The sequence below is a fragment of the Pseudomonas sp. SIMBA_041 genome, from assembly GCF_046535095.1.
Lineage (GTDB): Bacteria > Pseudomonadota > Gammaproteobacteria > Pseudomonadales > Pseudomonadaceae > Aquipseudomonas > Aquipseudomonas mucoides.
On the sequence record NZ_JAWRXJ010000005.1, the window covers coordinates 136958 to 161805 of the forward strand.

The window sequence follows — 24848 nt, forward strand, 5'->3', positions numbered from 1 at the left end:
TTTTCGGCGTATGGCACATTGATGTTGATAAGCCATTGTTTTTTCGGGTGTTAATACTTTCGTATAAATTAGTTACAAATCTGGCGAGCTCCTTGCAAAACCCCCATCACCCCCTTCATGACTTCGAGGCGGCTGGTGATGGACACAAAAGCGCGTTATCCCTTCAAGTGGTTTGGCCTGTTGACGCCTCTGGGCGTCCTTCTGACGATGACGCTGGGCACAGCGAATCTGCGTGCCAGCCCGATTGATGACGAGCGACAGCCAGAACCGTCCGACCCTTCGTCCTACTACGACGAACCGGCTGACGAAGCCACGGCGTTGAATGCCATTTTGACCATGCCGGAGGCCAACGAAGATTCCTTCGACCTGCCCGATGGTGTCAAAGGCACCCGCATGACCACGCGGCAGGAAAATGTCCTGCCGCCGGCGGTGCAGACCAGTTTCAACTACCCCACCAATGGCAAGCCGAGCCCGTTGTTTGGCGCCCAGCCATTCACTCAGCAGTTGGTGCTGTTCGAAGAGTTCGGCCCGGAAAAACTCGACCCCACCACACCGGCGGCGCCGCTGGGTTTTCCGCCGGCAGCGGTAGGCCCGTTGCCACAACAGGACCCGACCAATGCCGCCCGCAGTGCACCACCGAGCGCGGCACTCGATGCCTTCATGCGTCAACCGGGGCTGACACCGTTCCCCAGCCAGTATTCCAACGTGGTGGATCGCAACCCGTGGCAGGCGCAGATTGAAGTGTTCCTCAACCGCCATATCGGCTCGTCGGCTGAAGGTCGTCCACCAGGAAAAGGCTGGTCGCATCAACGCTGGAACGAGTTCTACCCGCAAATGGCCTACAAAACCGTGCAAACCGGGGCGAGGCTCAATAGCGGTTGGCGTGACAGCCTGCAAATGCACCACTACGCCATGGGCGAGTTCGGCCCCGGTGGCCTGTATCACAACGTCGCCGGGGTGCCGGCTACCGATGGCACAGCCAAAGGGGTCGACGCGCGTTTCCACCCGAGCATGCCGGTGCAGAATCACAATTCGGTCTGGACCTTCGACGGCACGCTGCCGCCTAAATTGCTGATGGTGCGTTATGGCCAACCGGTACTGATGCGTCACTACAACGGCTTGCCGATCGACCCCGCCGCCAACATGGGCTTTGGCTTGCACACCATCAGTACCCACGAACACAACGGTCATGCGCCGGCCGAAAGCGACGGTTATGCCAACGCGTTTTTCTTCCCCGGGCAGTATTACGACTATCGCTGGCCGATCCAGTTGGCCGGTTACGACACCATCAACACCGACGCTCATGATCCACGCGCGGCATTCCCTTGCTCGCCAGGTGAGACCCTGTGGACCAACGATATGAGTCCGAGCCGCAAGACGTGCGAGAACGGCACGATCAAGATCCGTGGCGACTGGCGCGAAACCATGAGCTCCCACTGGTTCCACGACCACATGCTCGATTTCACCGCGCAGAACGTCTACAAGGGCAACGCGGCGATGATGAACTACTACAGTGCCCTGGACCGTGGCAACGAATCGGTGAACGATGGCGTCAACCTGCGTTTCCCCAGCGGCAGTGCCTTGCCGTGGGGTAACCGTGACTATGACGTCAACCTGGTGTTCGCCGACAAGGCCTGGGATCAGAACGGTCAGCTGTGGTTCAACCCCTTCAACACCGATGGCTTCCTCGGTGACCAGGTGCTGGTCAACTGGCAGTGGAAACCGAGCCTCGATGTACGCGCCCGCAGCTATCGGTTCCGCATGCTCAACGGCTCGGTATCGCGTTACTACAAGTTTGCGCTGGTGCGGGAAATCAAGGGCACCAGTGGCGAGTTCCAAGGGCCTAAAGGCTCGGGTGTGTCCTATGCCCGCGTGCCGTTCCACATGATTGCCAACGACGGCAACATCATGGAACACAGCGTGCCTTTCGACGGCTCCATGGACCTCGACGCCGACGGCGATAAACAGAACCACAACGCAATCCTGCCCACCCAGGGCATTGCCGAACGCTTCGACATCATCGTCAACTTCGCGAAAAACGGCATCAAGCCGGGGGACAAGATTTTCTTCGTCAACCTGCTGGTCCACGACGACGGCAAAGGCCCGAAAGAACCGGTGTCGCTGGCCGACGTGCTGTCCGAGAAATACCTGGCGGTCATCAAGCAAGGCAGCAAAGGACCGCAGTGGGATAAGGGTGACCCGGCGGTGGGCAAGGTGTTGCAACTCAACGTCAAGGCCTACACCGGTCAAGACCTGGCGATGGACCCTGCAGCCTACGAACCGGCCAAACCGGGCAAAGCTGAAGGCCTGGTGATGATCCCGCTGAAGATCCATCGCGACAACGCTGCCGACAAGGCACTGCTGGCCCAGGCACGCCACCGCACCTTCACCTTTGGTCGTTCCGACGGCACCGATGAAGCACCGTGGACGGTCAAGACCGACGGCGGCTTCGGCTTCCACATGGACCCCCGGCGCTTGAACACGGCGACCCACTTGGCCAACGGTCCGACCGATGCCGGTGCTGCGGGTTTCGGCACCCTGGAGGTCTGGAACATCAAGGCCGGCGGCACGGGCTGGAGTCACCCGGTGCATGTGCACTTCGAGGAAGGGATCATCCTCAGTCGCGGCGGCAAGGCGCCACCGGAATGGGAAAAATGGGCACGTAAGGACGTGTACCGCATCGGCTCGGAAAAAGATGGCCTGGATAACGTCGAGATGGCGATCAACTTCCGCGAATTCGCCGGGACCTACATGGAGCACTGTCACAACACCCAGCATGAAGACAACTCGATGTTGCTGCGTTGGGACATTGAGAAACCCGGGCAATTCCAGTTGATGCCCACACCGCTGCCAAGCTGGGATGGTGTGCGCTACGTCAACTCCGCCGCGCTGCCAACCTTCCGCACTGGCGACGGCTTCGGCCCTAAAGTCGTGGTCAAACCATGAAACGCCGCGAGGGAGCCGACCTGCACGTGCACACGCCGCGCTCCCGCGCCCTGGGCATGCACCTGATTCTGGTACTGGTCACTTGTCTGCTGGCCAGTCAGGTATTGCTGGCCCATGAGGGTGTGCTGTCGCCGACGGAATCGGCGACACCCTGGGGCGGCGACTATTTCCCCAACACTCTGCTGACTGACCAGGACGGTCAGCAGGTGCATTTTTTCGATGACCTGATCAAGGACAAGGTGGTGGTGATCAACTTCATCTTCACCTCGTGCAGCGACTCTTGCCCACTGGAGACCGCGCGCCTGCGCCAGGTGCAAAAGCTGCTCGGCGACCGGGTCGGCAAGGACATCTTTTTCTACTCCATCAGCATTGACCCCTTGAGCGATACACCCGAAGTGCTCAAGGCCTATGCGCAACGGTTCAAGATCGGTCCGGGCTGGAAATTCCTCACCGGGGAATTTGCCGACGTCACTGAGCTGCGCAAGAAACTCGGGCTGTTCATTGAAGGCGTCGACAACGGACGTAGCAAGGACCACAACCTGAGCCTGATCGTCGGCAACCAGAGTACCGGTCGCTGGATGAAAGCCTCACCGTTCGAAAATCCATGGATTCTGGCCGATCAGTTGGCCAACACCTTGCAGAACTGGAAAAAGGCCAGCGCGGAAGAAAGCTACGCCGACGCTCCGCAAATCCGCCCACCAAGCAATGGCGAAGAATTGTTCCGCACCCGCTGCGCGTCCTGCCACAGCCTGGGCCCAATGGACGGGCAGGGCCTCGGCATGCGCAGCATCGGCCCGGATCTGATCGGCGTGACCCGCCAACGCGACCCGGCCTGGCTCAACCGCTGGATTCGCGAGCCGGACAGGATGCTCAAGGAGAAAGACCCGATTGCCGTGGAGCTGTTTGAACGTTTCGACAAAATACCGATGCCCAACCTGCGCCTGGATGAGAAATCCGCGCAGTCGATTGTGGATTTTTTGCAGGAAGAAACCGAGCGCCAGCAGCCTTTGCAAGCGGCACAGGCGCAATAGCGGCGAAATACTATCATTGGGTCATCAGGCACGTTCAATGCGACCTACACTGATCCGTGACATGGCTGAACAGGCTAGATACGAGCATCCAGGACAACCCTATGGCGACAATAGAACAACAAAAAGAACCTGCGCCGGTCACGCCGGCAGCAAAGGGCCAAAACCGGTTGGGACAGTTCAATCTGCTGCGCTGGTTTTCCCTGGGCAGCTTTCTGATCATCGCCGCCGTGGCGCTGGGTTTGGGCTATGTGTCCACGCGTTTTGTCGTCGATGAGAGCATCGAACGTGACTCCATGCTGACCGCGCAATTCATTCAGGCCATCGGTGATGCGGAAATCCGTCACGCGGGCATCCCCCTCACAAGAACCATGGGCGAAATGCTCGATCCGCGCGATGACAACGCCTATTCCGACGTCAATCCAGGCGCCCGTGCTGCGGCCCGCATAGAGTTTCTCGATCATGTCGAACACTTGCCGGACACGCTGCTGGCGGTGGTGTACGCCCTGGATCGCACGGTGGTCTGGTCGACCAATCCACAAATGATCGGCATGCGCGTCGAAGGCGATGAAGAATTGGACGAGTCCTTTGAAATGAAGGAAACCGTCTCTACCAGCTATCACCAGATCGACGAGGAGCGTCCCGAACAGATGCTGTTGCGCGAGCCCAAATATCTGTTCGTCGAGAACTACATCCCGATGTTCAACGCCGACAAAAGCAAAGTGATCGCCATGGTCGAGATCTATAAGGAGCCAGTGGATCTGGTGGAGCGCATCCAGCGTGGTTTCAAGGCAATCTGGATCGCGACAGTACTTGGCGGCCTGGTCATTTACCTTGGGTTGTTCTGGATTGTTCGTCGGGCTGCGACGTTGCTGCAGAGCCAGCAACAGCAACTGATTACCAATGAGACGTTTGTTGCACTGGGGGAAATGTCCTCGGCGGTGGCGCACAGTTTGCGCAATCCGCTGGCGAACATTCGCTCCAGCGCCGAACTGGCCCAGGAAATCGCCAGCCAGAGTGCGCAGAAGAACATCGGCGACATCATCAACCAGGTTGATCGCATGTCACGCTGGGTGCGGGAATTGCTGGTGTCGCTGCGGCCCATGAATGATGACTACGAAACGGTCGACCTGGTGCTGGCCATCGATGACACCCTGAGTGCCTTCGATGCGCTGATCAAACGTTCGAACGTGGAGGTGCACTTCACACCTCAAACCTGCCCACCGGTCGTCAGCCAACAGGTGCTGCTCACGCAAATTCTCAATAGCCTGTTTGCCAACGCCCTCGAAGCCATGCCCAAGGGCGGCCACTTGACCGTCGAGATCGAACAGGCGCAGCCGGGCCATGTGCGCATGACCCTCAGTGACACCGGCAAAGGCATGAGCGCGCAGCAGCAACAGATGGTCTTCAAGCCGTTCTTCACCACCAAACAAGGCGGGCTGGGCGTAGGCCTGGCCCTGGTCAAACGAATAATGGAGCGTTTCGAAGGCTCGGTCGACCTGACCAGCCAGGAGCAGGAGGGAACCCGCGTCTGTCTCAATTTTAAAGTGGCAACGGGAGGGGAATATGGAGCACAGCATATTGCTGGTCGAGGATGACGAAATCCTCGCCGAGAATATTCAGACCTACCTGGAGCGCAAAGACTTCGAGGTGACGGTCTGCCACTCTGCTGAAGATGCACTGGAGCAATTGAGTACGTTCGCCCCGGACGTGGTGCTGACCGACAATTCGTTGCCTGGCATGAGTGGTCACGACCTGATCCAGAAGCTGCGCATCAGCGCGCCGGATCTGAAAGTGATCATGATGACCGGCTACGGCAATGTCGAAGATGCCGTGGTGGCGATGAAGGAGGGCGCTTTTCATTACGTCACCAAACCGGTGGCCCTTCCCGAGCTCAAGCTGCTGCTGGACAAAGCGTTGGCCACGGACCGCATGGAGCGCACGCTGTCGTTCTATCAGGAACGCGAGGCGCAGAAGTCCGGCGTGCAGGCCTTGATCGGCGAATCGGCGCCGATGAACTACCTGAAGAACACCATCGCCCAATTGCTCGACGCCGAGCGCCGCATGGCCAACGCCGACCTGCCGCCGGTGCTGGTGGAAGGCGAGACCGGCACCGGTAAGGAACTGGTGGCGCGGGCACTGCACTTCGACGGCCCGCGCAGCAAAGGCCCGTTCATTGAATTCAACTGTGCATCGATCCCGTCCAACCTTGTGGAGTCGGAACTGTTCGGCCACGAGAAGGGCGCCTTTACCGACGCCAAGGACCGACGGACCGGCCTGGTGGAAGCGGCCGATGGCGGCACGCTGTTTCTCGATGAAGTCGGTGAAATGGACCTGTTGCTGCAAGCCAAACTGCTCAAGCTGCTGGAAGACCGGACCATTCGCCGGGTCGGCGCGGTGAAGGAGCGCAAGGTCGATCTGCGGGTGATCAGCGCCACCAACTGCAACCTCGAACAAATGGTCCAGCAAGGCAAGTTTCGCCGTGACCTGTTCTTCCGCCTGCGGATCATTTCCATCAAGGTGCCGCGCCTGTATGCCCGTGGCGAAGACATCCTGCTGCTGGCCCGGCATTTCCTGTCGATCCACGGCAAACGCTATGGCAAGCCGAACCTGCATTTCAGCGATCAGGCCGAAGAGCTGCTGCTCAGCTACAGCTGGCCGGGCAACGTGCGCGAGCTGCGCAACATGCTCGAGCAAACCGTGCTGCTGGCTCAGAGCGATACCATCGCCGCGCACCAGTTGAACGTCTGCCTGAGCCTGGTGGACGACCCGCCGATGTATCAGCATGAGCCGCAACACCATGAACCGCGTCCGGTCTACAGCGGCACGGAGTCGATGAACCTGCCGGAAGTCGAGCGCGACATGGTGCGCAAGATGCTCGACAAGACCGACTGGAACGTTACCAAGTCCGCTCGGCTATTGGGCCTGAGCCGCGACATGCTGCGTTACCGGATCGAAAAACTCGGCCTGGCACGTCCGGATAAACGCCAGTGGTAGCGCTTATTGCAGCACCGGGCCCTGACGGCTGAGGCATTCGAGCAGGCAGGTCGGGTCGAGGACTTCCTCGTTCACATAGACGCCATGCTCGGCATCGTAGGTGCGAATGAACACCCGGGTGGAGGCATCGGCGATTGTCGGCGAGCGTGAGTCGGAGAACACGTGCTGGCTTGAAACCGGCACGAAAGTCTGGGGCGACGTCGGGATGTACGACCCCGGCGGAATGATGTTCATGGAGGGGGGAACCGGGTGAGCGAAGGGCTGGTCGGCCCCGTAATAGTTGAATTCACTGCTGTAGTCGGTGGTCGGCGTCAGGCTGTCGTCCGCGTGGGCGGCGCTCGCCAGTGTCAGGCAGACAGTGAGCAGCATCAGATCGGATTTTTTCATGGCAACACCTGTGCATTCGGTTTTCGCGCAATTCCCCAAGGTCATTAACTATAGCTGTCGTGCGGGCACGCGTTCGCGATGCCCGGTTTACAAGATTCCAACAGGTTTTTTCAGCACTCCGATCTAGACTTGGGCCGGTCAATCAAGACCCGAATCTGGAGCGTGCAATGGAAATGCCGACACAAGAACAAGCCATCGCCAGCAACCGCGAGGCGTGGAATGACTCCGCCCGACACCACAAAGACACCCGCGAATGGCGCGATTTGGTGAGTGCCGTGGGGCAGCGGGATTTTTCCTGTCTGGATGCGACGTTGACTGGCGTGCTGGAACAGGTGGGCGTCGACGGCCGGGATGTGGTGCAACTGGGCTGCAACAACGGCCGCGAAAGTCTCTCGCTGTATGCGCTGGGTGCCCGCAGCGTGGTGGGCGTCGATCAGTCGGCCGCGTTTCTCGATCAGGCGCGGGAGTTGGCGTCGCGCTCACCCCATCAGCCTGAATTTATCGAAGCCGATATCCATCAGTTACCGACCTCGTTGCATCAGCGTTTCGACGTGGCCCTGATCACCATCGGCGTGTTGAACTGGATGCCGGACATCGGCGAGTTCATGCAGCATGTCGCGCAAACCCTCAAGCCGGGCGGGGCGCTGGTGGTGTACGAAACCCATCCGTTCCTGGAGATGTTCGACCCTGAATCGGCCGATCCGTATCGCCCGCACAGCTCGTATTTTCGCAGCGAACCGTTTGTGCAGAATCAGCCGATTGTGTACGAAGGCAAGGTCGAACAGCCGGCTGCGGCGTCCTACTGGTTTGCTCACACCCTCGGGGACATCTTCACCGGTGCCCTCGATGCAGGGTTGCAGATCAGCCACTTCAAGGAATACCCGCACTCGAATCGGGAGGAAGTGTATGACCGGTATGAGCGGCAGGTGGCGCAGTTGCCGATGTGTTTTTCGTTGGTGGTGAGGCGAGCACTGTAGTCAGAAGCGGCTCTCAGTGAGCCGAGTGATTTACCGAATGACCCGGCTGCGCGCAGCGATCAATTCCAAGGGCATGAATGACTTTCAAGACCGTATCAAAACGAGGTTTTGCACCCGGAGCGAAGGCCTTATACAGGCTTTCGCGCCCCATACCTGAGCCCTTGGCTATTTGTGTCATTCCACGTGCTTTTACCACATAGCCGATAGCACGAAGAAACTCCTCGTTGTCGCCGTCGGATGTCCGCCAAAAATCCCCTGTAGGAGTGAGCCTGCTCGCGATAACAATCGTTCAGTCACATCAGCTTTGAATGCGCCAGCGCCATCGCGAGCAGGCTCACTCCTACAGTTTTGACCTTCATGAGGCACAGCGTTTGTGTCCGGCGTAGATCCCTGTGGGAGCGAGCTTGCTCGCGATGACCGCACCACGGCTTATCTGTCAGCCATCAAACCTGAGAGCCCGGATTTTCAGCGGTTCAAATCATCCGCCTCATGCCGTTCAGGCACCTGGCTTTCCTCATCGCCCCACGTTCGATTGACGCGCTGCCCGCGCAGGACCGCAGGTCGCTTGGCAATTTCCTCCGCCCAGCGTTGCACGTGGGTGTATTCGTGTGCAGACAGAAACTCGGCCGCCGAGTACACCTTGTCCCGCACCAGTTGGCCGTACCAAGGCCAGACTGCAATATCGGCGATGGTGTAGTGATCGCCCGCCAGGTAGGGGCTTTCGGCCAGTCGGCGATCGAGGACATCCAGCTGCCGCTTGGTCTCCATCGTGAAGCGGTTGATCGGGTATTCAAGTTTCTCTGGCGCGTAGGCATAGAAATGCCCGAAGCCGCCGCCCAGGTAGGGCGCTGCGCCCATTTGCCAGAACAGCCAGTTCAAGGTTTCGGTGCGTCCTGCCACATCGGTGGGCAGGAAAGCGCCGAATTTTTCCGCCAGATACAGCAGGATCGAACCGGACTCGAACACGCGGATGGGCGGCTTCGCGCTATGGTCCAGCAACGCCGGGATCTTGGAGTTCGGGTTGATCTCGACAAAGCCGCTGGAGAACTGATCGCCGTCGTTGATGCGGATCAGCCAGGCGTCGTATTCCGCGCCGGTATGCCCAAGCGCCAACAACTCCTCCAGCAGAATGGTCACCTTCACCCCATTGGGCGTGGCCAGTGAGTACAACTGCAACGGGTGCTTGCCGACCGGTAAGGTCTTGTCATGGGTCGGTCCGGCGGTTGGCCGGTTGATGTTGGCGAATTCGCCGCCAGACGGGGCGTTGTTTTTCCAGACCTTGGGAGGAATGTAGGTTGCTTTGCTCATGAGACGGACCCCCATTGTTGGCGTGCTGTGATCACAGACTGCAGATGGACAATGCTGTGAACCATGGCAGAAGGCCGTTCAGATGTCACTGATGTCTGGTGAGGGGCCCCTGTAGGAGCGAGCCTGCTCGCGAAAGCGGTGTCACTGACACCGCAACGCTCAAGCACACATCAAGCCTGCGCCGCACTCGTCACCACTGGCCGGCCCGGTTTGCGCAGTGGGTCCAGGCGTGAGCCGGTATAGGTGGATTGGCGGTAGAAGCGCCAGCGGCCGAACAGACCATAGACGTGAGTCACGCGCCCCTGTTCTTGATACCCCATGCGGATGTGCAGTTTGAGGGCCGGGATGTTGTGGGTTTCGCAGGTGTCCACCACCTTGTCGCAGCCTTGCGCCTGCATCGCTTCCCACAGGGCGACCTGGACATCCACCGACAGGCTGGTGCCGAAGTAGGCTCGGGTCATTTCGCCGCCGAATTCAAAGAACTCACCGGGTTTGACCGGGAACCAGCAGCCGTAATAGTGACGGTCGTGATAGTCACGTGTACTGCCCCAGATGAACGCGCAGGCATGGCCTTCGTCGTCCAGGTACATGTGCCCGGTGTGACCTTCGGCGGCGAGTTCGGCCATGGTGCCGACGCGGTCACCAAAATGCTTGGCGAATGCCGTGGCGTTTTCCGGGGTGATGATCACCTTGCGTAAGCCCGAGTAGGGACGCAGTTTGTGCGGCGGCACCGGGCTGACCAGGTCGCGCTCCATCCACAACAGTTCCCAATGGAAAAACACGTAGCGCTTCCACAGCGTATTGAACGTGCGGCTCAGACCTTTTTGTTTGATGCGTTCGCGAAGCTTGTCGAGTGCGTTCATGAAGCCCTCCTTGACGAAGGAATGGTCTTGCGTGGATGAAAGTAGTGTGGGTATAGCGCACAGTGGCCATTTAATGGCGCTGCCATCTCTGGCCTTTTGTTTCAACGTATGTAACCGTTCGGACACATTTTCAGGCGTTAAAAATCCGTGTGGTGTTTATTCCATTACGGCCTCCGCACGCTCGCTGAACGACTTGCCCACCACGGTGTAGGCGACTCGCTCCACCCCCGGCAAACGATGCTCCAGCAGGGCACTCAACGACTCGCCCTGATCCAGATAAGCATCGCCAAAATCGGCACCGAGCTGATTGGGGTGCGCGACAATTTCCAGCAACCCATCGAGCGGCGGCGCTGCATTGCGCAGATCAACCGGGGTACACACATAGTCAGCGGTGGCGCCGGCCAGATGGGTTAAGCGCCGATTGAGCAGCTCCTTGAACACGCGTTTGGGCAGGCTCAGGTTTTGCCCCAGGTTGCGCGCCAGCCGTACCGGCACCCCTTGACGGGCAGCGAAGCGGGCGACGATTTCACCGATGGGCCAGATGTTGTGTACGTGTTGATGGGAGTCCAGATGGCTGGGGCGCACACCGTTGTCCAGGCAACGCTGCCATTGCGCTTCGAGTTCTTCGAGCACCGCCGCCCGATCCCGGCGACTGAGCCACAGACGGTGGCGGGGCAGGTTGAGGTCGAACACGCCGGCGCTGTCGCAGAACGTCCGGCGACCCAGAATCGACCGGCTCAGGGGCCGCCCGTACGTGAGGTTGAAGTGCAGCCCGATCCGCCCTTCGAGCATCGGGTGCCGTGCCATCACACACGCCGCTTCGAAGGCCGGCATGTTGGCCATGGCCGTGGCGGAACTGATGACCCCGGCCTGAAAGGCCCCGAGGATCACCGCGTTTTCGCAGGCACTGAGGCCGAAATCGTCAGCGTTGACTATGACTTGGCGAGGCATGTTCGCTCTCCATGATGGTTTTTGCCGGCTCGACGGCTTTGGCGACAGGCGCGGCAACCGGTGCGGGTTTGACCGCTGCTGCCGCACGCCGGGCTTTCCACTGTTGCCAGGCCGGTTTGAGTCGCTGCCAGAAGCGCAACGCCAGGCCCAAGGCGAGACCGCTGGGGCGCCAGGAATAGAAACTCCAGCGCCAGTGCTCCAGCTGTCCAGTCATGCGTTCGTGCAGTTGATGGCTGGAGTTTTCCAGGCTGACCCGTGAGGCATCGATCCAGCGCCAGTTCTCGTCCAGCCCCCAGCGAATCCATTCTTCAAGCAGCACCCGGCCGCTGCCCAGGTCGGCGTATTGCGGCAGGAAGGCCAGGTTGTAGTCATACAGCCGACCTTGCTCCAGCAACCCGAGACGGTAGCTGATGCAACGGCCGTCCAGTTCCAGCACCACCACCCGCACCAGCCCCTGTTCGGCGAGGGCGGTGAAGGCGCGGTCCATCCATTGTCGATGACGCTCGTCAGAGAAAATCCCGACGCCTTCGTCACCTTTCCAGCTCACCGCTTCGACTTCGCTGATGGCCTGCAGCAACGGGCCCATGGTCAAGGCGTCCGGGGTGATCCGTCGAACCTGAGCACCACACGCGGCGATGCGTTTACGCGCACGCCGCAGTTTGTAGCGCGGGTCGCCGGACACTTCCTGATGGTCGGCCTCGCTGATCAAGTGCACCGGCACCCTGCAGCTGAGTCGGCGTTCGCCGGTCGAGCTGTGGGTCATCCATTGCGTCAGCACGCTTTCCTCGCCAACTGGTTCCGGGAGTTCATTGAGTTGCAGCAAGGCATGGGGCAGCCGTCGACGAATCTCGACCAAGGCCTTGCGCATATCCTCGGCGTCCAGGTTCGTGAGCAAGGCGAGGCGGTCGGCGAGGGGATAACCCAAATGATGCAGCACCCGAAACGGCAACCCGGCGAACCGCTCGACGGACGCCACCAGCGGCAGGCACAACTGCAACTCATTGCCTTGCCAGCCCAGCAGCACGTGCAGGTGCTGCCCGGCAGTCAAAGCCTGTTCAGACGCGGCCATCCAGGCCAGCGTGTTGAACGGCGTGTGGTCCGTCACCCGCAGACGCAGCGCTTCGTAAGCCGCTGCCGGGAAGTCAGCGGCGCACAGTGACGTGCGCCATTCCAATCGTGCCGCCATAAGGTCAGGTCGCCGAGGCTGGGACAGGTTCACGGGCCGGTTTGCGCAAGGCATCCAGACGCGAGCCTGTGTAACGGGTTTCGCGGAAGAAGCGCCAGCCGAACAGGCTGTACACATTCATGATCCGCCCTTGCTCCTGATACCCCATGCGCATGTGCAGCTTGAGGGCCGGAATGTTGTGGAACTCGCAGACATCCACCACCTTGTTGCAGCCCTGGGCCTGCATGGCTTTCCACAGTTCCAGTTGCAGGTCCACCGAGAGCGTGGTGCCCCAATAGGCGCGGGTCAGTTCGCCACCGAATTCGAAGAACTCGCCTTCCTTCACCGGGAACCAGCAACCGTAGTAGTGCTTGTCGTGATAGTTGCGCGCGGCCCCCCAGATAAACGCCACTGCATCGCCTTTATCGTCCAGGTGCATGTGCCCGGTGTAGCCCTCGCGGGCCAGTTCGGCCATGGTCGCTACGCGGTCACCAAAGTAGCGGGTGAACGCCACGGCATTCTGCGCGGTAATGGTTTCCACCCGCAGTGGCAGGTACGGCCGCAGCTTGTGTGGCGGCACCGGGCTGACCAGGTCGCGTTCCATCCACAACAGTTCTTCGTGGAAAAACACGTAATGCTTCCAGACTTTTTTGAACGTGGCGCTCAGGCCTTTCTGTTTGATCTGTTCACTGAGTTTGTGCAAAACACTCATGTTATGTCTCCTGACGGCGTTGGCCGTGTTGGGAGTGATGCATCGCGCGGCAAGGGCCTGCGCGGAAAACCAATTCAGGGTGTTCATGAGGCGCTCCAGCCCAGAGCGAACAGGGTTTCCCCTGGCAGATCGAAGCGGACGCGCCCGTTCTGGCAGGTGAAAGGCGCGTCGCGGCTGCGGTTGTCCGCGCCGAAGTAACGCAATGAGCCTTTGAGCAGCGGGCAGGTGATGCCGGCCAGGCTCACCTGCTGCAAACGCTTGCCTTTGTTGACCCCCAACAGGCTGCGTTTGACGTCGTCGGCCATCGCCAGTACGTCGACTTCGAAGGCGTTGTTTTCCATTTGCATCACGTTAGCGAGCCAGTGCTGCTGAATGAACTGCTGGGCAAAACCCACCGGTTTCAATTCGAAGTGATCGTCGCCGAGGACTTTCAACATGCCCTTGGGGTAGTTCGGTTCATCGGCGGCCTGGAACCAGTTGAGCATTTCCAGCAAACCGTCCTGGGACGAGTTGATGACCACAGATGCCCACCACAGCGAGGCGAAATGCGTGTCTTGATCGTAGGGGCTCAGGCTGGAACCGCTGGACATGTTGGTCTGGTCCAGCAACAAGGCTTTGCGTGGTCGGCCCTTGCCATCGAGCCCAACCAGATCGGCGGCGCGGCGCACGCTGTCACGGTAGACCCGGGTTGCCAGCAAGTCGCGAATCATCCATTCGTGCCAAGCGAGGGCATCGACGTTATCGCCCGATTCCGCCAGCAAACGCCGGGCCCAATCGATGCCGCGCTTGTCGGCGGCGTTGTCGGCGAACGGACCGTTGACCAGTCGTGAACTGGCCGGCATGGCGATGCGCACACCGGCCTTGGCATTGGCCGGATTGCTGCGCACTTGCCGGGCCATGCTATTGAAAATGCTTTGGTACTGGGCGTAGCTCGAATAGTTGAGATTCGGCTCGTCAGCGAAACCGATGTAGTGCGTGCCCTTGCCACCGAGGGCGCGGGTCGAGGCGAGCCAGGCGTCGAGGCCGGTGTTGCTCATGGTGTCGGCGCGCAAATCGGCCTGGCGCTGGCTGCCGGCCAACAGCGTGATGTCTTGATAAATGCCGAAGCGGTCCTGATACACCTGGCGGAACGCATCTTCGTACTGCGGCTTTTTCGCGGTGACGTCGACAAAGGTGTAGTAGGCGCCGGCTTGCGGCTTGAGCGCATCGAGCACCGCATAACTGGAGGGCGGCGGCATCACGTAGGGCAGGGCGATGCCGAGGTTCGGCGTCGGGCCGAGCACGTCTTTGCCCAGCGTCAGGCGCACATCACCTGCGTCTTCGCGCAACGGTTTGAGCTGCTGCGGGTCCTGGGCGAACAGGTTGGCGGTGCCGTCGAGCCAGAACGCGACTTTGCCGCTGCCTTGCAGGCGCAGGCGCCACACTTGTTCGTTTGAGGTGACCGGTAACTCGACCTGATCGAACTGCCAATAGGCCCGATAAGGTTTCAGCGCCACCGACACCTGTTTGCCGTCGCCCACCCGTTGCGCTTGCAGGACGCTGACGCCGCCGTGGAACTTACCGGCCAGCACCGCGTGTTCACCCGGCGCGACCTTGAAAAACAACTCGTCGCCGTCATGGGTTTCGGCGCTGAAATGCACCTTGGCCGGGGCGAACAGCGCCACGGTGCTGTCGTCGTGTTCAACCTTGTAGCGGCGAAAGCTGTAACCCGGAATCTCCAGTTGATAGCTGGCCGCATTTGGCGCCAACGGCCAGCTCTGGGTGCCGCTCAATTCACTGGCGGCAATCTTGCGTTCAGCCTGAAGCTTGCCTTTGCCGTCGAGCAGGTACAGCTGTTCTTCGTTGGCATCCGCTTGCCACGCCGGAGTCCAGCGCACCGTCAGCGTGTCGGGACGCTCCGGTTGCAGGTACAAGCTGCCGTCGCGAATGTCCGCCCAGCGCATCGGCCCGGCGTAGGCGTCGAGGGAAAGACCCAGGCTCACCAGCAGCGCGAAATACCTCATGCCGATTTCCGTTGCAGCATCAGCAGCATCGGTGCCACGTCGCTGGGCAGGATGATCAGGGTTTGCCACACCGGCACGCCGCTCAAGCGGCAGTACATGACCAGCAGCGCGATGGTCACCGCCAGATAAGCGATGGACGAAGCGGCCGCCGCGCCGACGATGCCGTATGCCGGGATCATGATCAGGTTCAGCGCCAGATTCAGCAGGGCGCCAAGGCCCATCAACAGTGAGATGGTGCCGGGGCGGTTTTTGCCCAGCAAATCGAGGCGCAGGATGCTTGCATAGCACAGGCCGAGCAGGCCCGGCAGCAATGCCAGCAACGCCGGATACGCCGGTTGATACGCTGCGCCGAACAGCGTGACGATCAGCCATTCACCGATCACCGCCATGGTCAGGCAGGCGCCGAGCATCACCGTCGCGGTCAGGCGCAGCGCCAGCGGCGTGACCTTGTCGATGCCTTCTTCCTGTTGCAGCAGGCGTTTCATCAGCGGCGTGGTGACCGCTTCCGGCACGATCAGCAGCAACTCGGCGGCGGCGCTGGCCATGGCGTAATGACCGAGCGCGGTACTGCCGAGCAGGGCGCCGATGAACAGGTAATCGGAACGCAGGATCACTTGCTGGAACAACAGGTCCGGATGGCTGCGAGCGCTGTAACGCAGCAGTTCGTTCTGGCTGGCGCGGTCCCATTGCAACTTCAGCGGTTGATCACGTTTGAGCCAGACCCAGCCCGCCAGCACCACCAGGCTGATCCCCGCCAGCCAACTGATCAGCGCCGCTTCGAGGGCCGACTCTTTCCACATCCAGAACAGCGCGAGGAACAGCAACAGCGGCGCCAGGGATTCCACCAGGCGCAAGGCGTTGAACGCGACCACGCCGCCCGAGGCGTTGTGCAGTGTCAGCAACCCGCTTTTGAGCACGGTTAACGGCACCGCCAGCAACAACAGCCAGGCGAGCAGGCCCAGTTGCGTGGTGATGTCGAGTTCGCTGCCGAATTCGCGCACCAGCGCCACCACCAGCAAGGTCAACATTGCCGCCAGCAGACAGCCGAACACCAACACTTGGCTTAGCAGCAAACCCATCGGCCGCTGCTTGGCCGCTTGATACCCGACCGCCGAGTTCAGCCCGCCGCTGGTGGCGGCGCTGATCAGGTCAGGCAGGGTGCTGAGCAGGGCAAACAAGCCGCGTTCACTGGGGCCGAGAATCCGCGCCAGCAACACGTTGCGCAGCAAGCGCAGCGCAATCATCGCCAGTTTGGTGCCCATGCTCAGGGCGAGGTGCTTGAGGTAATGGCTACGGCTCATGCGCGGGCCCCGCGATACAAACGCCATGACAGCAGTTGTGGGTTGCGCGCCACGCGTTGGCTGACGCCGAAACGCGGCAGGTTCAAAGGGTCTTCGCTGCCGCGATAAATCCCGGTGCCGGTGCCCAATGCAAACGGGAAGTCATGCAAGGCGACCTGATCGCGCACTCGCGCATCGTTGTCGCCGTTGGGGTAGCAATAGACCGGCAACGGCCGGTTGCAACCGTGTTGCAGGGCAACGCGGCTGCGGCTCAGCTCTTCATGCAAGCGTTGATCGTCGAGGCCGGTGAGGATCGCGTGACTGGCGCCGTGCGGGCCGAAACGCACCAACCCGGAAGCTTCCAGCGAACGCACCTGATGCCAGTCCAGCGCCTGGGGCAACGACTCGTCCGGGCAGGCATCGGTCAGTTGGTTCAACGTCATCGGGCTCAGGCTTTTCAGGCTTTGCAGAAAATGCAGCAGCGCCAGGCTGCGGCGTTCCTCATCCAGTTCCGTGAACGGCACCGGCAAGGGGCGGCCAGCCTGTTGCAGTGACTCGATCAAGCGCACTCGGGCGGGTTCACCGTGGCTGCCCCACAAGGTTTCACCGATGCTTTCCCACCAGAACCGCTGACGGCTGCCGATGAAATCGGTGGAGAGGAAAATGCTCGCCGGCACCTGGTATTTTTGCAGCAGCGGGTAGGCATTCACCGCGTTGTCACGCCAGCCGTCATCGAAGGTCAGGGTGATTTTCGGCCGGTCCGAGCGGATTTTTCCCGGGTGCAGAATCTCCATCAGCGGCACGCAATCGAAGTGTTTTTTCAGCCACGCCAGCAAGTGCTCGAACGCCTTGGGCCCGACGCACAATTCATTGCGGTGGGGCAGGGCGGCGGCCTGATCGTCGGCCAGCACCCGGTGCAACATCAGGATTACCCCGGCGCCTTGCAGCTGACTACGCCCGACCGGCGAATTGAGGTAGAGCCAACCACTGGTGCGCTTTAGTAATTGTTTGATCGCCATGGCTCAATCCTTTCAACGATTCTGTTCGGGGTTCCACTGGGCGTACCGTTGGCCGCGCAGGAACTGCCACAGGCCGATGCTCATACCGGCCAGCGTCACCAGCAGGAACGCGGCGAGGCGAAAGGGCTTGGGCAAGCGGTGTTGCGAATCCAGCAGGCCGGCGATGGCAATGGCATAACCAATCAGTTGCGCGATCAGGCTCAGGCGATAAAAACCGTGGTCGTCCCACAGCCAGAAATTGCTCAGCAGCAACGGCAACAACAGGATCGGTGCCAGACGCCGGATCAGCTTGTGGCTGATCAACGCAATCGAATACAGGCCATGCTTGAGCGGATTGAGCAGCTCGCTGCGCTGCGCCAGGCTTTGCAGGCCGCCGACGGTGACACGCTGGCGGCGACGGAATTGCTTGTCGGCCTCATCGACGCCCTGGTCGATCACTTGCGCCTCGGGCACATAGACGATGCGTTTGAAGGCGACCGGCGCGCAGGTACTGATGAAGAAGTCGTCGTTGACCTCCGCCGGCACGTTCTGGAACAGCTCGCGACGCAAGGCCAGCAACGCGCCGTCAGCGGAAACCATGCAACCGGTGCGATTCTCGACCCGGCGCAGCCAGCCTTCGTAATGCCGATACAGGCTGTCGCCGACGCTCAGGCCACCGCCCGTCACGGGGATCACCATGTGCCCGGCACAGGCGCCGACCTGCGGATCGCTCAGCGGCGCGAGCAAATGGCCGAGGGTGTCGCGCGACCATTGGTTGTCGGCGTCGGTGAACACCAGAATGTCGCCGGTGCTCAGCGCCACGCCGGCATTCAGGGTCGCGGCTTTGCCCTGGCGCGGCAGGTCGAGCACGGTAATGCGCGGGTCAATCACATTGCGTGCGCAGGCCACCGTGTCATCGGTCGAGCCGTCGCTGGCCAAAATGATCTGCAGCGAGGCCGGCGTGTAATCCTGGGCGAGCAGGGTGCGCAACTTGTGTTCGATGTGCCGCGCTTCGTTGTGCGCGGCAATCACTACGCTCACGTTCATCGGTTCCGGCGCGCCATGACGGCGCGCCGCGAACAGCGGCGACAACAGCGTCAGCAACAAGGGATAACCGAGGTAGGCGTAAACCGGGAGCAGCAGGCACAACCAGAAAATGAATTCAGCCACGGGCGGGCCTCCTGGCATTCCAATGACACAGGCTGAGAACGAGCGCGGCCCCGGCCAGGTGCAGGCGCACCCAGTGCAGGCCCCAGAGTTGCAGGGTCAGGCCGATGTCGCGGTGTTTGCGGCTCTGGCGCAGGCTCATGATCAGCGCCGGCACGGTGGTGATGGCCAACATGACCGCCGCGTGATGCGGAAAGCCGTCGCACAGGGCAGAGATCGCCAGCAAATCGAGAAACCAGGCGGCCAGCGACAACAGCGGAAAACGCAGCAGCCGCAGGCTCGCGCCATGGGTGCGGAGCAGTTGCACGTGGCTGCTCTGGCGCCACATTTCCTTGCCCATCCACTCGCGCCAGTTCATTTCGTAACCCCAATGCAGGGCCACGCATTCATTGACCGCGAGGATCCGCGCGCCGGCCTGGTGCAGGCGCAGGGTGAAGTCCTTGTCCTCGCCGGTGCGCAGGCTTTCGTTGAAGCCATCGACCTTGTCGAACCAGCTGCGACGCATCAGCAGGTTGGAGCTGGGCAACCAGTCCACCAGACGAGATGCCTGGGACGAAGGGCGCAATGTGCGGCGCTGCCAGGCTGTGGCGTACCACGGGGCTGCGGCCGGGGTGTGCAAATCCAGGCCGAACACATCGGCCTGCCCCTTGCTTTCGAGAGCGACCAGTCGCGTCAGCCAGTCTTCGGGCATCTCGACGTCGGCGTCGATGAACGCGAGCCATTCACCGGTGGCGATGGCGACTCCGCGATTGCGCAGGGCGCCGATCAGGATCCCCGGCTGCTCCAGGACTTGCGCACCGAATTGCCGGGCAATCTGCGGGCCTTCATCGTGCGAGCCGTTGTCGACCACGATCAGCTCGCAATCGAGGCCGGCCGCGTGGGCGGCTTTTTTCGCGGCCAGCAAGGTGCGGGCGATGTGACGCGCTTCGTTGTACATCGGAATCACAATGCTGATTCGGCTCATGCCTTGGCCTCCCGTGGCGGGCTTTCTTCGGCTTTCACACGCAGTACGCTGGTCAGGGCGAGCATGATCCACACGTACTTCTGGTTGGGCGCACTGAGGAACATCAGGAACAGGGTCAACGACAGAAAGCTCATCGCCAGGTGCGTCATCAAGTCCGCTTGCTCGCGGTTGGCTCGCTGCATCCAGATGCGTCGGGCGCGGATCAGGTTGTACAAGCCGAGGGCGAGCATGCCGACGAACAGCAGGCCGGCGGGAATCCCCAGTTCACTGAAGATTTCCAGGTAGGTGTTGTGGGCGCGGCGGTACAGGTCGCCGATTTTGCGGTTGGCCGAAAACGCCTTGGCATAACCGGTGGTGGCGTAGTGCAGCGGGAAGGTGCCGGGGCCGGAGCCGAGCAGCGGGTTCTCGCGGATCATCGCGCTGCCGACCACGATGTATGAGGCACGGCGGCCGAGGGATTCGTCCTGACTCTTGGCCCCTGCGCTCAAGATACTCAGGGACTGGATGCGGGCGATGTAACCGGCGGGCATTGCATAAATGGCCAGGGGAATCACGATCACCACGGCGAGCATGGCAAACCCCAGATGCCGTGGGCGGATACGCGTCAACTCGGTGCGGTAGTGCCAGGCACCGATGATCAGGCTGAGAAACAACACCACCAGCCCGGAGCGCGATTCGGTCTTGGTCATGCCACCGAGCAACAGCAGGCAGCAACCGCCCCAGAACAGACGATGCAGCAGGTTCGGGCTGCGGATCACCAGCCACAGGCCGAGCGGCACGGCGAAGGCGATCAGCATGGCGAAGGCGTTCGGGTCTTCGAGCAACCCGGCGGCGCGCCCCTGATCCTGATATTTGCTGGAGAACATTGCCAGCACGCAGGTCATCGTGACGCTGGCAGTGACCAGTTTGGCGAACAGATCGAGATTCAAGTCCCGCCCGATCATCAGAGTGATCACAAACAGAATCAGGCCAACACTCAACTCCCGCAGATGCCCCAACGACATGCCCATGTCATCGGTGTTGAGCAGGCTGAGCAGGTACAGCACCAGAAACCAGATCAGGTAGCGCCAGGTATTACTGCGCAGGCGCTCGGACGGAATCTGCCGCAGGGCCAGTTGCAGCATCAGGATCACCGCCAGCGACGCGCCGATGAACTTGGTGCCCGACAGCGAACTGTCCTTGAAGAACCCTTCGAACGGCACCAGCGCCGCGATGCCGAGCAGACCCCAGGTGGGTTTGCGGTACAGCAACGCAACACCGACCAGACCCAGCACCGCCCCCGGCGCCAGAAAAGGATAAGGACTGGCCAGCAAACCGAGGCAGACAAGGCCGAGCAGACTGACGATCGAGAGCGGAAAGATCACGCGCGTGCCTCCCGTGCAGTACGGATATAAAGCTGCGACCAGCGTTCGGCCAGGGCCTTGAGGTCGTAACGATCCAGTTGGGTACGTTTTGCGTTGTCGATCAATTGCGCCGCCAGTGCCGGTTCCATCAGCAAGGTGTCGATCTGGCGGGCGAGGGCGGCGCTGTCGGCGGGCGTTGCCAGCAAACCGTTGTGCCGGTCTTGCAGCACATCGGGAATGCCGCCGACGCCGAACGCCACCACCGGCACTCCGGCCTGCATCGCTTCGAGCAGAATCATTGGCGTGCCTTCGGTGCGCGAGCTGATCACCAGCGCATCGAGTTGGCGCCACCACCGCCCCATGTCGGTCTGATAACCCGGCAAGGTGATGCGCGTTTGCAAACCGGCGGCATTGATCCGTCCCAGCAGCGTTTCCCGTTCCGGGCCGTCGCCGAGCATCACGGCGTCCAGTTGCGGGTGTTGCTGACACAACGGGATCAGCGCATCGAGAAACAGGTCCGGGCCTTTTTCACTGCTCAGGCGCCCGACGTATCCGGCCAGCCAACGCTGACGGTCAACGTTGGGTGACCACTGCGTGGCAGCGGCGGGCAAGCCATTGGGAATCACCTGCAACTTATCGGCCCGCACACTGGCCTGACGGCACAGCGTGGCGATGCTTTCGGCGACGCAAACCACACGATCCACCGAGGCGGTGCGGCACAGTTGCAGGCTCAGCCAGGTGTAGAACTTCTGCTTGCGACTGCGCGGAGTGAAACCGTGCTGGGTGATTACCAGCGGCAAGCGCAACAACGTCGCGCCGACCCAGCCAAACAACAGGCCTTTGAAATTGTGCGTATTGATCAGCGGTTTTTCCCCACGGCGCTGACGTAAATGCGCGAGCAACTCCCCCAGCCCGGCGCAACCACGGCAGTCCACCCCGGCCTCGCGAAACCGGGCGATCAATGCGGGCGGCGCATCGAGAAACAGCACTTGGTGCTGCCCCGGCGTCGCCAGGCAGTGGTCGAGCAGCATCCGCTCAGCCCCATAGAACCCACCGCTGCTGAGCAAATGAATGATCGGCAGGGCGGTGGCAGGGTTGAGCGGCGCGTTCAATTGCGCACCCAATGCACGAGGCGTGGCACGGACCAGTTCTTGTGTGGGTTGATCGGCTCCACGCTTTGATCGTTGATCACCAACAGCACCGGTAAGCCCAATTCGTGGGTGATTTGCGCAGGCGCCTTGAAGCGGTGATCGAAGAACTCACGCACGTAGACCAGGGCAATCGCCAGCAGCAGACCGGTGAGCAAGCCGAACGGGATGATCAGGAACGGCTTGGGAAACGCCGCTTCGGTCGGTTCATACGGTGGGCTCAGGACACGGGCGTTGGACAGGTCGGTGTCCAGCGATCGGGCGGTGCTGCTTTCGGCAAAGCGCTGGGCGTAGGTCGAGAACGCTTTGTGCAAGGCATCGATCTCGGTGTCCATCTGCCGCAGTTTGCTCTGGGTTTCCTGCAACTGGTGGATGCGGTTCTTGAACTCGGCAATGCGCGCGGTCTTCTGGTCGATCACCGAGCTGACAATCGCCAGGTCGTTGGTGCGTTCCTGAATCCGGTTGCTCACCACTTTCAAAAACTGCTGACGGGTGCGAGTGATCTGTTCGCGGGTCAGCAACATCGGCTCACTGCTGGGCTGGAAGATGGCCAGGTCGTTCATGTAGCGGCTGACCTGGTTGGTCAGTGCCTCACCCATCTGTTTGATCTCGCGATCTTCAAACGCCACGTTGTCCACGGTGGTGGTGAAGGTGTAGGGGAAGGTGTAGTCGTTGAGCTTGTTATTGCTGGCGGCGGCCAGACTGGTTTTCAGGTAGTCGAGCCAGCGTTGGCTTTGCAGGCGGCGGTCCTGATACAGGTTGAGCGCTTGCTCCTCGGTGTTGATCGCGTTGAGGCGGAAGGTGATTTCTTCCTTCGGATCAGACGAGCCGACACCTTCGAGCAACGCCAGCCGGGTGCCTTCCAGGCCATCAAGGCGCACCTGATATTGGTGCTTCTTGGTTTCGTAGAAGGTTTGTGGCAGGTCGATCGATTGCAGGTCCTGACGGCTGGCCAGGTAGTTTTGCAGCAAGGCCGCGACAAACTGCGTGCCTTGATGCGGATCACCGAAGCTGTAGATGATCGAGATCACGTTGGACCCCGGCAGGGTTTCAATCTTCAGTTTGTCGATGGCTTCCTGGGTCAACGTATCCAGCGTGGTGTCGCGCACCGGATCGGTTTCCATGCCCAACGCGGTTTTCACCGGGTTGATCACGTACTCACGCAGTGGCGAGGTGATGAAGCGTTTGATCGGTTGCAGCACCAGTGTGTTGAACACGCCGGGGGCCGGGGTGTACTCGCCCTTGTCGCGCAACTCGCTGATGGTCTGCCGGATCAGGGCCGGGGAGCGCAGGATATTGCTCTCGGTTTCCATGTCCGCCAGCGAGGGTGGAATGAAGGTGGCGTTGTCCACGGTCAGTGACGTGGTGGCGTCACCCTGGGAAAGTTTTTTCGACTGCACGATGACTTGCGCGGTGATGTCGAAGCTCTGTTTGAGCACCAGCGGCAAGACCAGGGCGATCACTGCAAAGACCAGGAATACCCGCTTCACCAACTGCTTGTTGGCAAAGAAGATCCTGAAGAACTCGTGCAGGTAGTTTTCCTTTGGATTCATGTCAGGTCACCTGAGAGTCAGTTGTTGTTATTGCTGTCTTTGTTGTCGACGCGGTAGCCGAAGCTGAAGCCCACACCCTGGAACAACACGACGTCTGCCAGTTGCCGCGCAAGCTCACCGGCGCTGGCCAGTTTGGTCTTGGGCACGAAGAGCATGTCGTCCGGTTGCAGGTAGGCGATTTGCGAAGCATCGCCGGCCAGGGCTTTTTCCACGTCATAATGCACGGCCTTAACCTGATTGCCGTTGCGGCGCATGATCACCACCGAATCGAGCCGTGCCTTGGCATTGCTGCCGCGTGCCAGCGTCAGCGCTTCAAGCACCGAGACCGGCCGGCGAATCGGGTAGGAGCCCGGTTGGCCGACTTCACCCAGCACATAGATTTCGTTGCCGGCGGTGGACTTGAGCAGTACGTCGACGGTCATCCGTCCTGGCAGATCGGCGTAGCGTTTGTTGAGGAAGGTTTCCAGTTGATTGACGGTCATGCCTTGCAGTGGCACGGCGCCGATTTCCGGGAAGCTGGCATAACCGTCGGTGCCAACAGTGATCTCCCGGCTCATGCCGGTAGCGGGGTGGTTCAGGGCACTTTTGAGGTTGGATTCGTTGCTCAGCGGGCTGATCACTTGCACGGTCAACTGGTTGCGGTTGGGCTGGAACAGCTGTTTGCGCTGATACGCCCGCTGGATTTCCTCACGCGCCTGCTCGCTGGACAGCCCGGCGATCTTCACTGAGGTGTTGGCGCCTGGCAGTTCGATGGTGCCGTCAGGCAACACCAGTTGATTGCCGTTGAGCTGGCTGGCGGCGGTGAAGTTCAGGCCGATCTGATCACCGGACTGGATGCGGTAGGCGTCCGAGCCGCTGGTGCTGATGTGGAAGATCACGTCCAACACGTCCTGTGGCCGCAAGGTCTGTTCGACCTTGGGCATGTCGGTGGCCTGGGCGTTGGCCGGTGAGGCCGTGAGGATCTGCACTGGCATTTGGGTTTCGGTCGAATTGCTGGTGCAACCTGCAAGCGGCAGCAACAGCAGGACAAGCATTCTGGCGTTCATGGCGTCATCCTT

20 protein-coding genes and 1 pseudogene are annotated in these 24848 nt (G+C 60.8%); 5 read left to right on the plus strand and 16 right to left on the minus strand.

Annotated features, from left to right (window positions below; genetic code table 11):
- Positions 1-138 precede the first annotated feature (138 nt).
- From SB725_RS13270 to SB725_RS13285, 4 genes are all read left to right on the plus strand, one after another.
- On the plus strand, positions 139-2946 hold the full coding sequence (locus tag SB725_RS13270; protein WP_410921902.1) for a multicopper oxidase domain-containing protein: 2808 nt from the start codon (positions 139-141) through the stop codon (positions 2944-2946).
- Positions 2943-3977: an SCO family protein gene (locus SB725_RS13275; RefSeq protein WP_410921903.1), complete on the plus strand. Its 1035-nt coding sequence runs from the start codon at positions 2943-2945 to the stop codon at positions 3975-3977. The genes SB725_RS13270 and SB725_RS13275 overlap by 4 nt, the downstream gene beginning before the upstream one ends.
- Positions 3978-4078: 101 nt before the next feature.
- Positions 4079-5572 (plus strand): sensor histidine kinase, encoded by a 1494-nt coding sequence (locus tag SB725_RS13280; RefSeq protein ID WP_410921904.1) that lies wholly within the window; start codon positions 4079-4081, stop codon positions 5570-5572.
- Entirely contained in the window at positions 5541-6971 is a 1431-nt protein-coding gene (locus SB725_RS13285; RefSeq protein ID WP_027921373.1) for a sigma-54-dependent transcriptional regulator, read from the plus strand. Before SB725_RS13280 ends, SB725_RS13285 begins: the two co-directional genes overlap by 32 nt.
- 3 nt (positions 6972-6974) lie before the next feature.
- Here the strand turns inward: SB725_RS13285 and SB725_RS13290 are convergent, their stop codons facing one another.
- Positions 6975-7358 (minus strand): hypothetical protein, encoded by a 384-nt coding sequence (locus tag SB725_RS13290; RefSeq protein ID WP_410921905.1) that lies wholly within the window; start codon positions 7356-7358, stop codon positions 6975-6977.
- A 167-nt stretch (positions 7359-7525) separates the two neighbouring features.
- On the opposite strand from SB725_RS13290, the gene SB725_RS13295 reads away from it, so the two are divergent.
- Complete coding sequence (locus SB725_RS13295; protein WP_059181121.1) at positions 7526-8335, plus strand: class I SAM-dependent methyltransferase; 810 nt, start codon at positions 7526-7528, stop codon at positions 8333-8335.
- Between the two features lie 13 nt (positions 8336-8348).
- Here SB725_RS13295 and SB725_RS13300 read toward each other — a convergent pair.
- The 15 genes and pseudogenes from SB725_RS13300 to SB725_RS13370 form a co-directional block, all read right to left on the minus strand.
- Positions 8349-8573 (minus strand): annotated as a pseudogene (locus SB725_RS13300) (addiction module antidote protein); the annotation flags it as partial.
- Between the two features lie 227 nt (positions 8574-8800).
- Positions 8801-9643 (minus strand): glutathione-dependent disulfide-bond oxidoreductase, encoded by an 843-nt coding sequence (gene yghU / locus SB725_RS13305; RefSeq protein WP_059181120.1) that lies wholly within the window; start codon positions 9641-9643, stop codon positions 8801-8803.
- A 170-nt stretch (positions 9644-9813) separates the two neighbouring features.
- Complete coding sequence (locus SB725_RS13310) at positions 9814-10506, minus strand: GNAT family N-acetyltransferase (protein WP_027921369.1); 693 nt, start codon at positions 10504-10506, stop codon at positions 9814-9816.
- Positions 10507-10662: 156 nt separating this feature from the next.
- Positions 10663-11457, minus strand: coding sequence for a ChbG/HpnK family deacetylase (locus SB725_RS13315; RefSeq protein ID WP_410921908.1), 795 nt, complete (start codon positions 11455-11457; stop codon positions 10663-10665).
- Positions 11429-12643, minus strand: coding sequence for a GNAT family N-acetyltransferase (locus tag SB725_RS13320; protein ID WP_059181119.1), 1215 nt, complete (start codon positions 12641-12643; stop codon positions 11429-11431). Before SB725_RS13320 ends, SB725_RS13315 begins: the two co-directional genes overlap by 29 nt.
- A 4-nt stretch (positions 12644-12647) precedes the next feature.
- Positions 12648-13334, minus strand: coding sequence for an N-acetyltransferase (locus SB725_RS13325; RefSeq protein ID WP_410921909.1), 687 nt, complete (start codon positions 13332-13334; stop codon positions 12648-12650).
- A gap of 83 nt (positions 13335-13417) precedes the next feature.
- Complete coding sequence (locus SB725_RS13330; RefSeq protein ID WP_410921911.1) at positions 13418-15337, minus strand: hypothetical protein; 1920 nt, start codon at positions 15335-15337, stop codon at positions 13418-13420.
- A complete protein-coding gene (locus SB725_RS13335) occupies positions 15334-16638 on the minus strand; it encodes a lipopolysaccharide biosynthesis protein (RefSeq protein ID WP_194939706.1) in 1305 nt (434 codons plus the stop codon). The genes SB725_RS13330 and SB725_RS13335 overlap by 4 nt, the downstream gene beginning before the upstream one ends.
- Positions 16635-17636: a polysaccharide deacetylase family protein gene (locus SB725_RS13340; protein WP_410921912.1), complete on the minus strand. Its 1002-nt coding sequence runs from the start codon at positions 17634-17636 to the stop codon at positions 16635-16637. Before SB725_RS13340 ends, SB725_RS13335 begins: the two co-directional genes overlap by 4 nt.
- Positions 17637-17648: 12 nt before the next feature.
- A complete protein-coding gene (locus SB725_RS13345; protein ID WP_027921362.1) occupies positions 17649-18785 on the minus strand; it encodes a glycosyltransferase in 1137 nt (378 codons plus the stop codon).
- The gene (locus tag SB725_RS13350; protein WP_059181114.1) at positions 18778-19746 is read right to left on the minus strand and encodes a glycosyltransferase; all 969 of its coding nucleotides are present in this window, start codon (positions 19744-19746) and stop codon (positions 18778-18780) included. Before SB725_RS13350 ends, SB725_RS13345 begins: the two co-directional genes overlap by 8 nt.
- Positions 19743-21110, minus strand: a complete 1368-nt coding sequence (locus SB725_RS13355; RefSeq protein ID WP_027921360.1) for an O-antigen ligase family protein — start codon at positions 21108-21110, stop codon at positions 19743-19745. The genes SB725_RS13350 and SB725_RS13355 overlap by 4 nt, the downstream gene beginning before the upstream one ends.
- Positions 21107-22201 carry a glycosyltransferase family 4 protein gene (locus SB725_RS13360; RefSeq protein ID WP_027921359.1) on the minus strand — a complete coding sequence of 365 codons (1095 nt, stop codon included), beginning with the start codon at positions 22199-22201 and terminating at the stop codon, positions 21107-21109. Before SB725_RS13360 ends, SB725_RS13355 begins: the two co-directional genes overlap by 4 nt.
- Positions 22198-23790, minus strand: coding sequence for a GumC family protein (locus SB725_RS13365; RefSeq protein WP_027921358.1), 1593 nt, complete (start codon positions 23788-23790; stop codon positions 22198-22200). The genes SB725_RS13360 and SB725_RS13365 overlap by 4 nt, the downstream gene beginning before the upstream one ends.
- A gap of 17 nt (positions 23791-23807) precedes the next feature.
- Positions 23808-24836, minus strand: coding sequence for a polysaccharide biosynthesis/export family protein (locus SB725_RS13370; protein ID WP_027921357.1), 1029 nt, complete (start codon positions 24834-24836; stop codon positions 23808-23810).
- Between the last annotated feature and the right edge of the window lie 12 nt (positions 24837-24848).

Excerpts from the sequence above, each read along its gene's own strand:
- SB725_RS13270 (WP_410921902.1), top strand. The coding sequence starts at position 139 with ATGGACACAAAAGCGCGTTATCCCTTCAAGTGGTTTGGCCTGTTGACG.
- SB725_RS13275 (WP_410921903.1), top strand. The coding sequence starts at position 2,943 with ATGAAACGCCGCGAGGGAGCCGACCTGCACGTGCACACGCCGCGCTCC.
- SB725_RS13280 (WP_410921904.1), top strand. The coding sequence starts at position 4,079 with ATGGCGACAATAGAACAACAAAAAGAACCTGCGCCGGTCACGCCGGCA.
- SB725_RS13285 (WP_027921373.1), top strand. The coding sequence starts at position 5,541 with ATGGAGCACAGCATATTGCTGGTCGAGGATGACGAAATCCTCGCCGAG.
- SB725_RS13290 (WP_410921905.1), bottom strand. The coding sequence starts at position 7,358 with ATGAAAAAATCCGATCTGATGCTGCTCACTGTCTGCCTGACACTGGCG.
- SB725_RS13295 (WP_059181121.1), top strand. The coding sequence starts at position 7,526 with ATGGAAATGCCGACACAAGAACAAGCCATCGCCAGCAACCGCGAGGCG.
- yghU (WP_059181120.1), bottom strand. The coding sequence starts at position 9,643 with ATGAGCAAAGCAACCTACATTCCTCCCAAGGTCTGGAAAAACAACGCC.
- SB725_RS13310 (WP_027921369.1), bottom strand. The coding sequence starts at position 10,506 with ATGAACGCACTCGACAAGCTTCGCGAACGCATCAAACAAAAAGGTCTG.
- SB725_RS13315 (WP_410921908.1), bottom strand. The coding sequence starts at position 11,457 with ATGCCTCGCCAAGTCATAGTCAACGCTGACGATTTCGGCCTCAGTGCC.
- SB725_RS13320 (WP_059181119.1), bottom strand. The coding sequence starts at position 12,643 with ATGGCGGCACGATTGGAATGGCGCACGTCACTGTGCGCCGCTGACTTC.
- SB725_RS13325 (WP_410921909.1), bottom strand. The coding sequence starts at position 13,334 with ATGAGTGTTTTGCACAAACTCAGTGAACAGATCAAACAGAAAGGCCTG.
- SB725_RS13330 (WP_410921911.1), bottom strand. The coding sequence starts at position 15,337 with ATGAGGTATTTCGCGCTGCTGGTGAGCCTGGGTCTTTCCCTCGACGCC.
- SB725_RS13335 (WP_194939706.1), bottom strand. The coding sequence starts at position 16,638 with ATGAGCCGTAGCCATTACCTCAAGCACCTCGCCCTGAGCATGGGCACC.
- SB725_RS13340 (WP_410921912.1), bottom strand. The coding sequence starts at position 17,636 with ATGGCGATCAAACAATTACTAAAGCGCACCAGTGGTTGGCTCTACCTC.
- SB725_RS13350 (WP_059181114.1), bottom strand. The coding sequence starts at position 19,746 with ATGAGCCGAATCAGCATTGTGATTCCGATGTACAACGAAGCGCGTCAC.
- SB725_RS13365 (WP_027921358.1), bottom strand. The coding sequence starts at position 23,790 with ATGAATCCAAAGGAAAACTACCTGCACGAGTTCTTCAGGATCTTCTTT.
- SB725_RS13370 (WP_027921357.1), bottom strand. The coding sequence starts at position 24,836 with ATGAACGCCAGAATGCTTGTCCTGCTGTTGCTGCCGCTTGCAGGTTGC.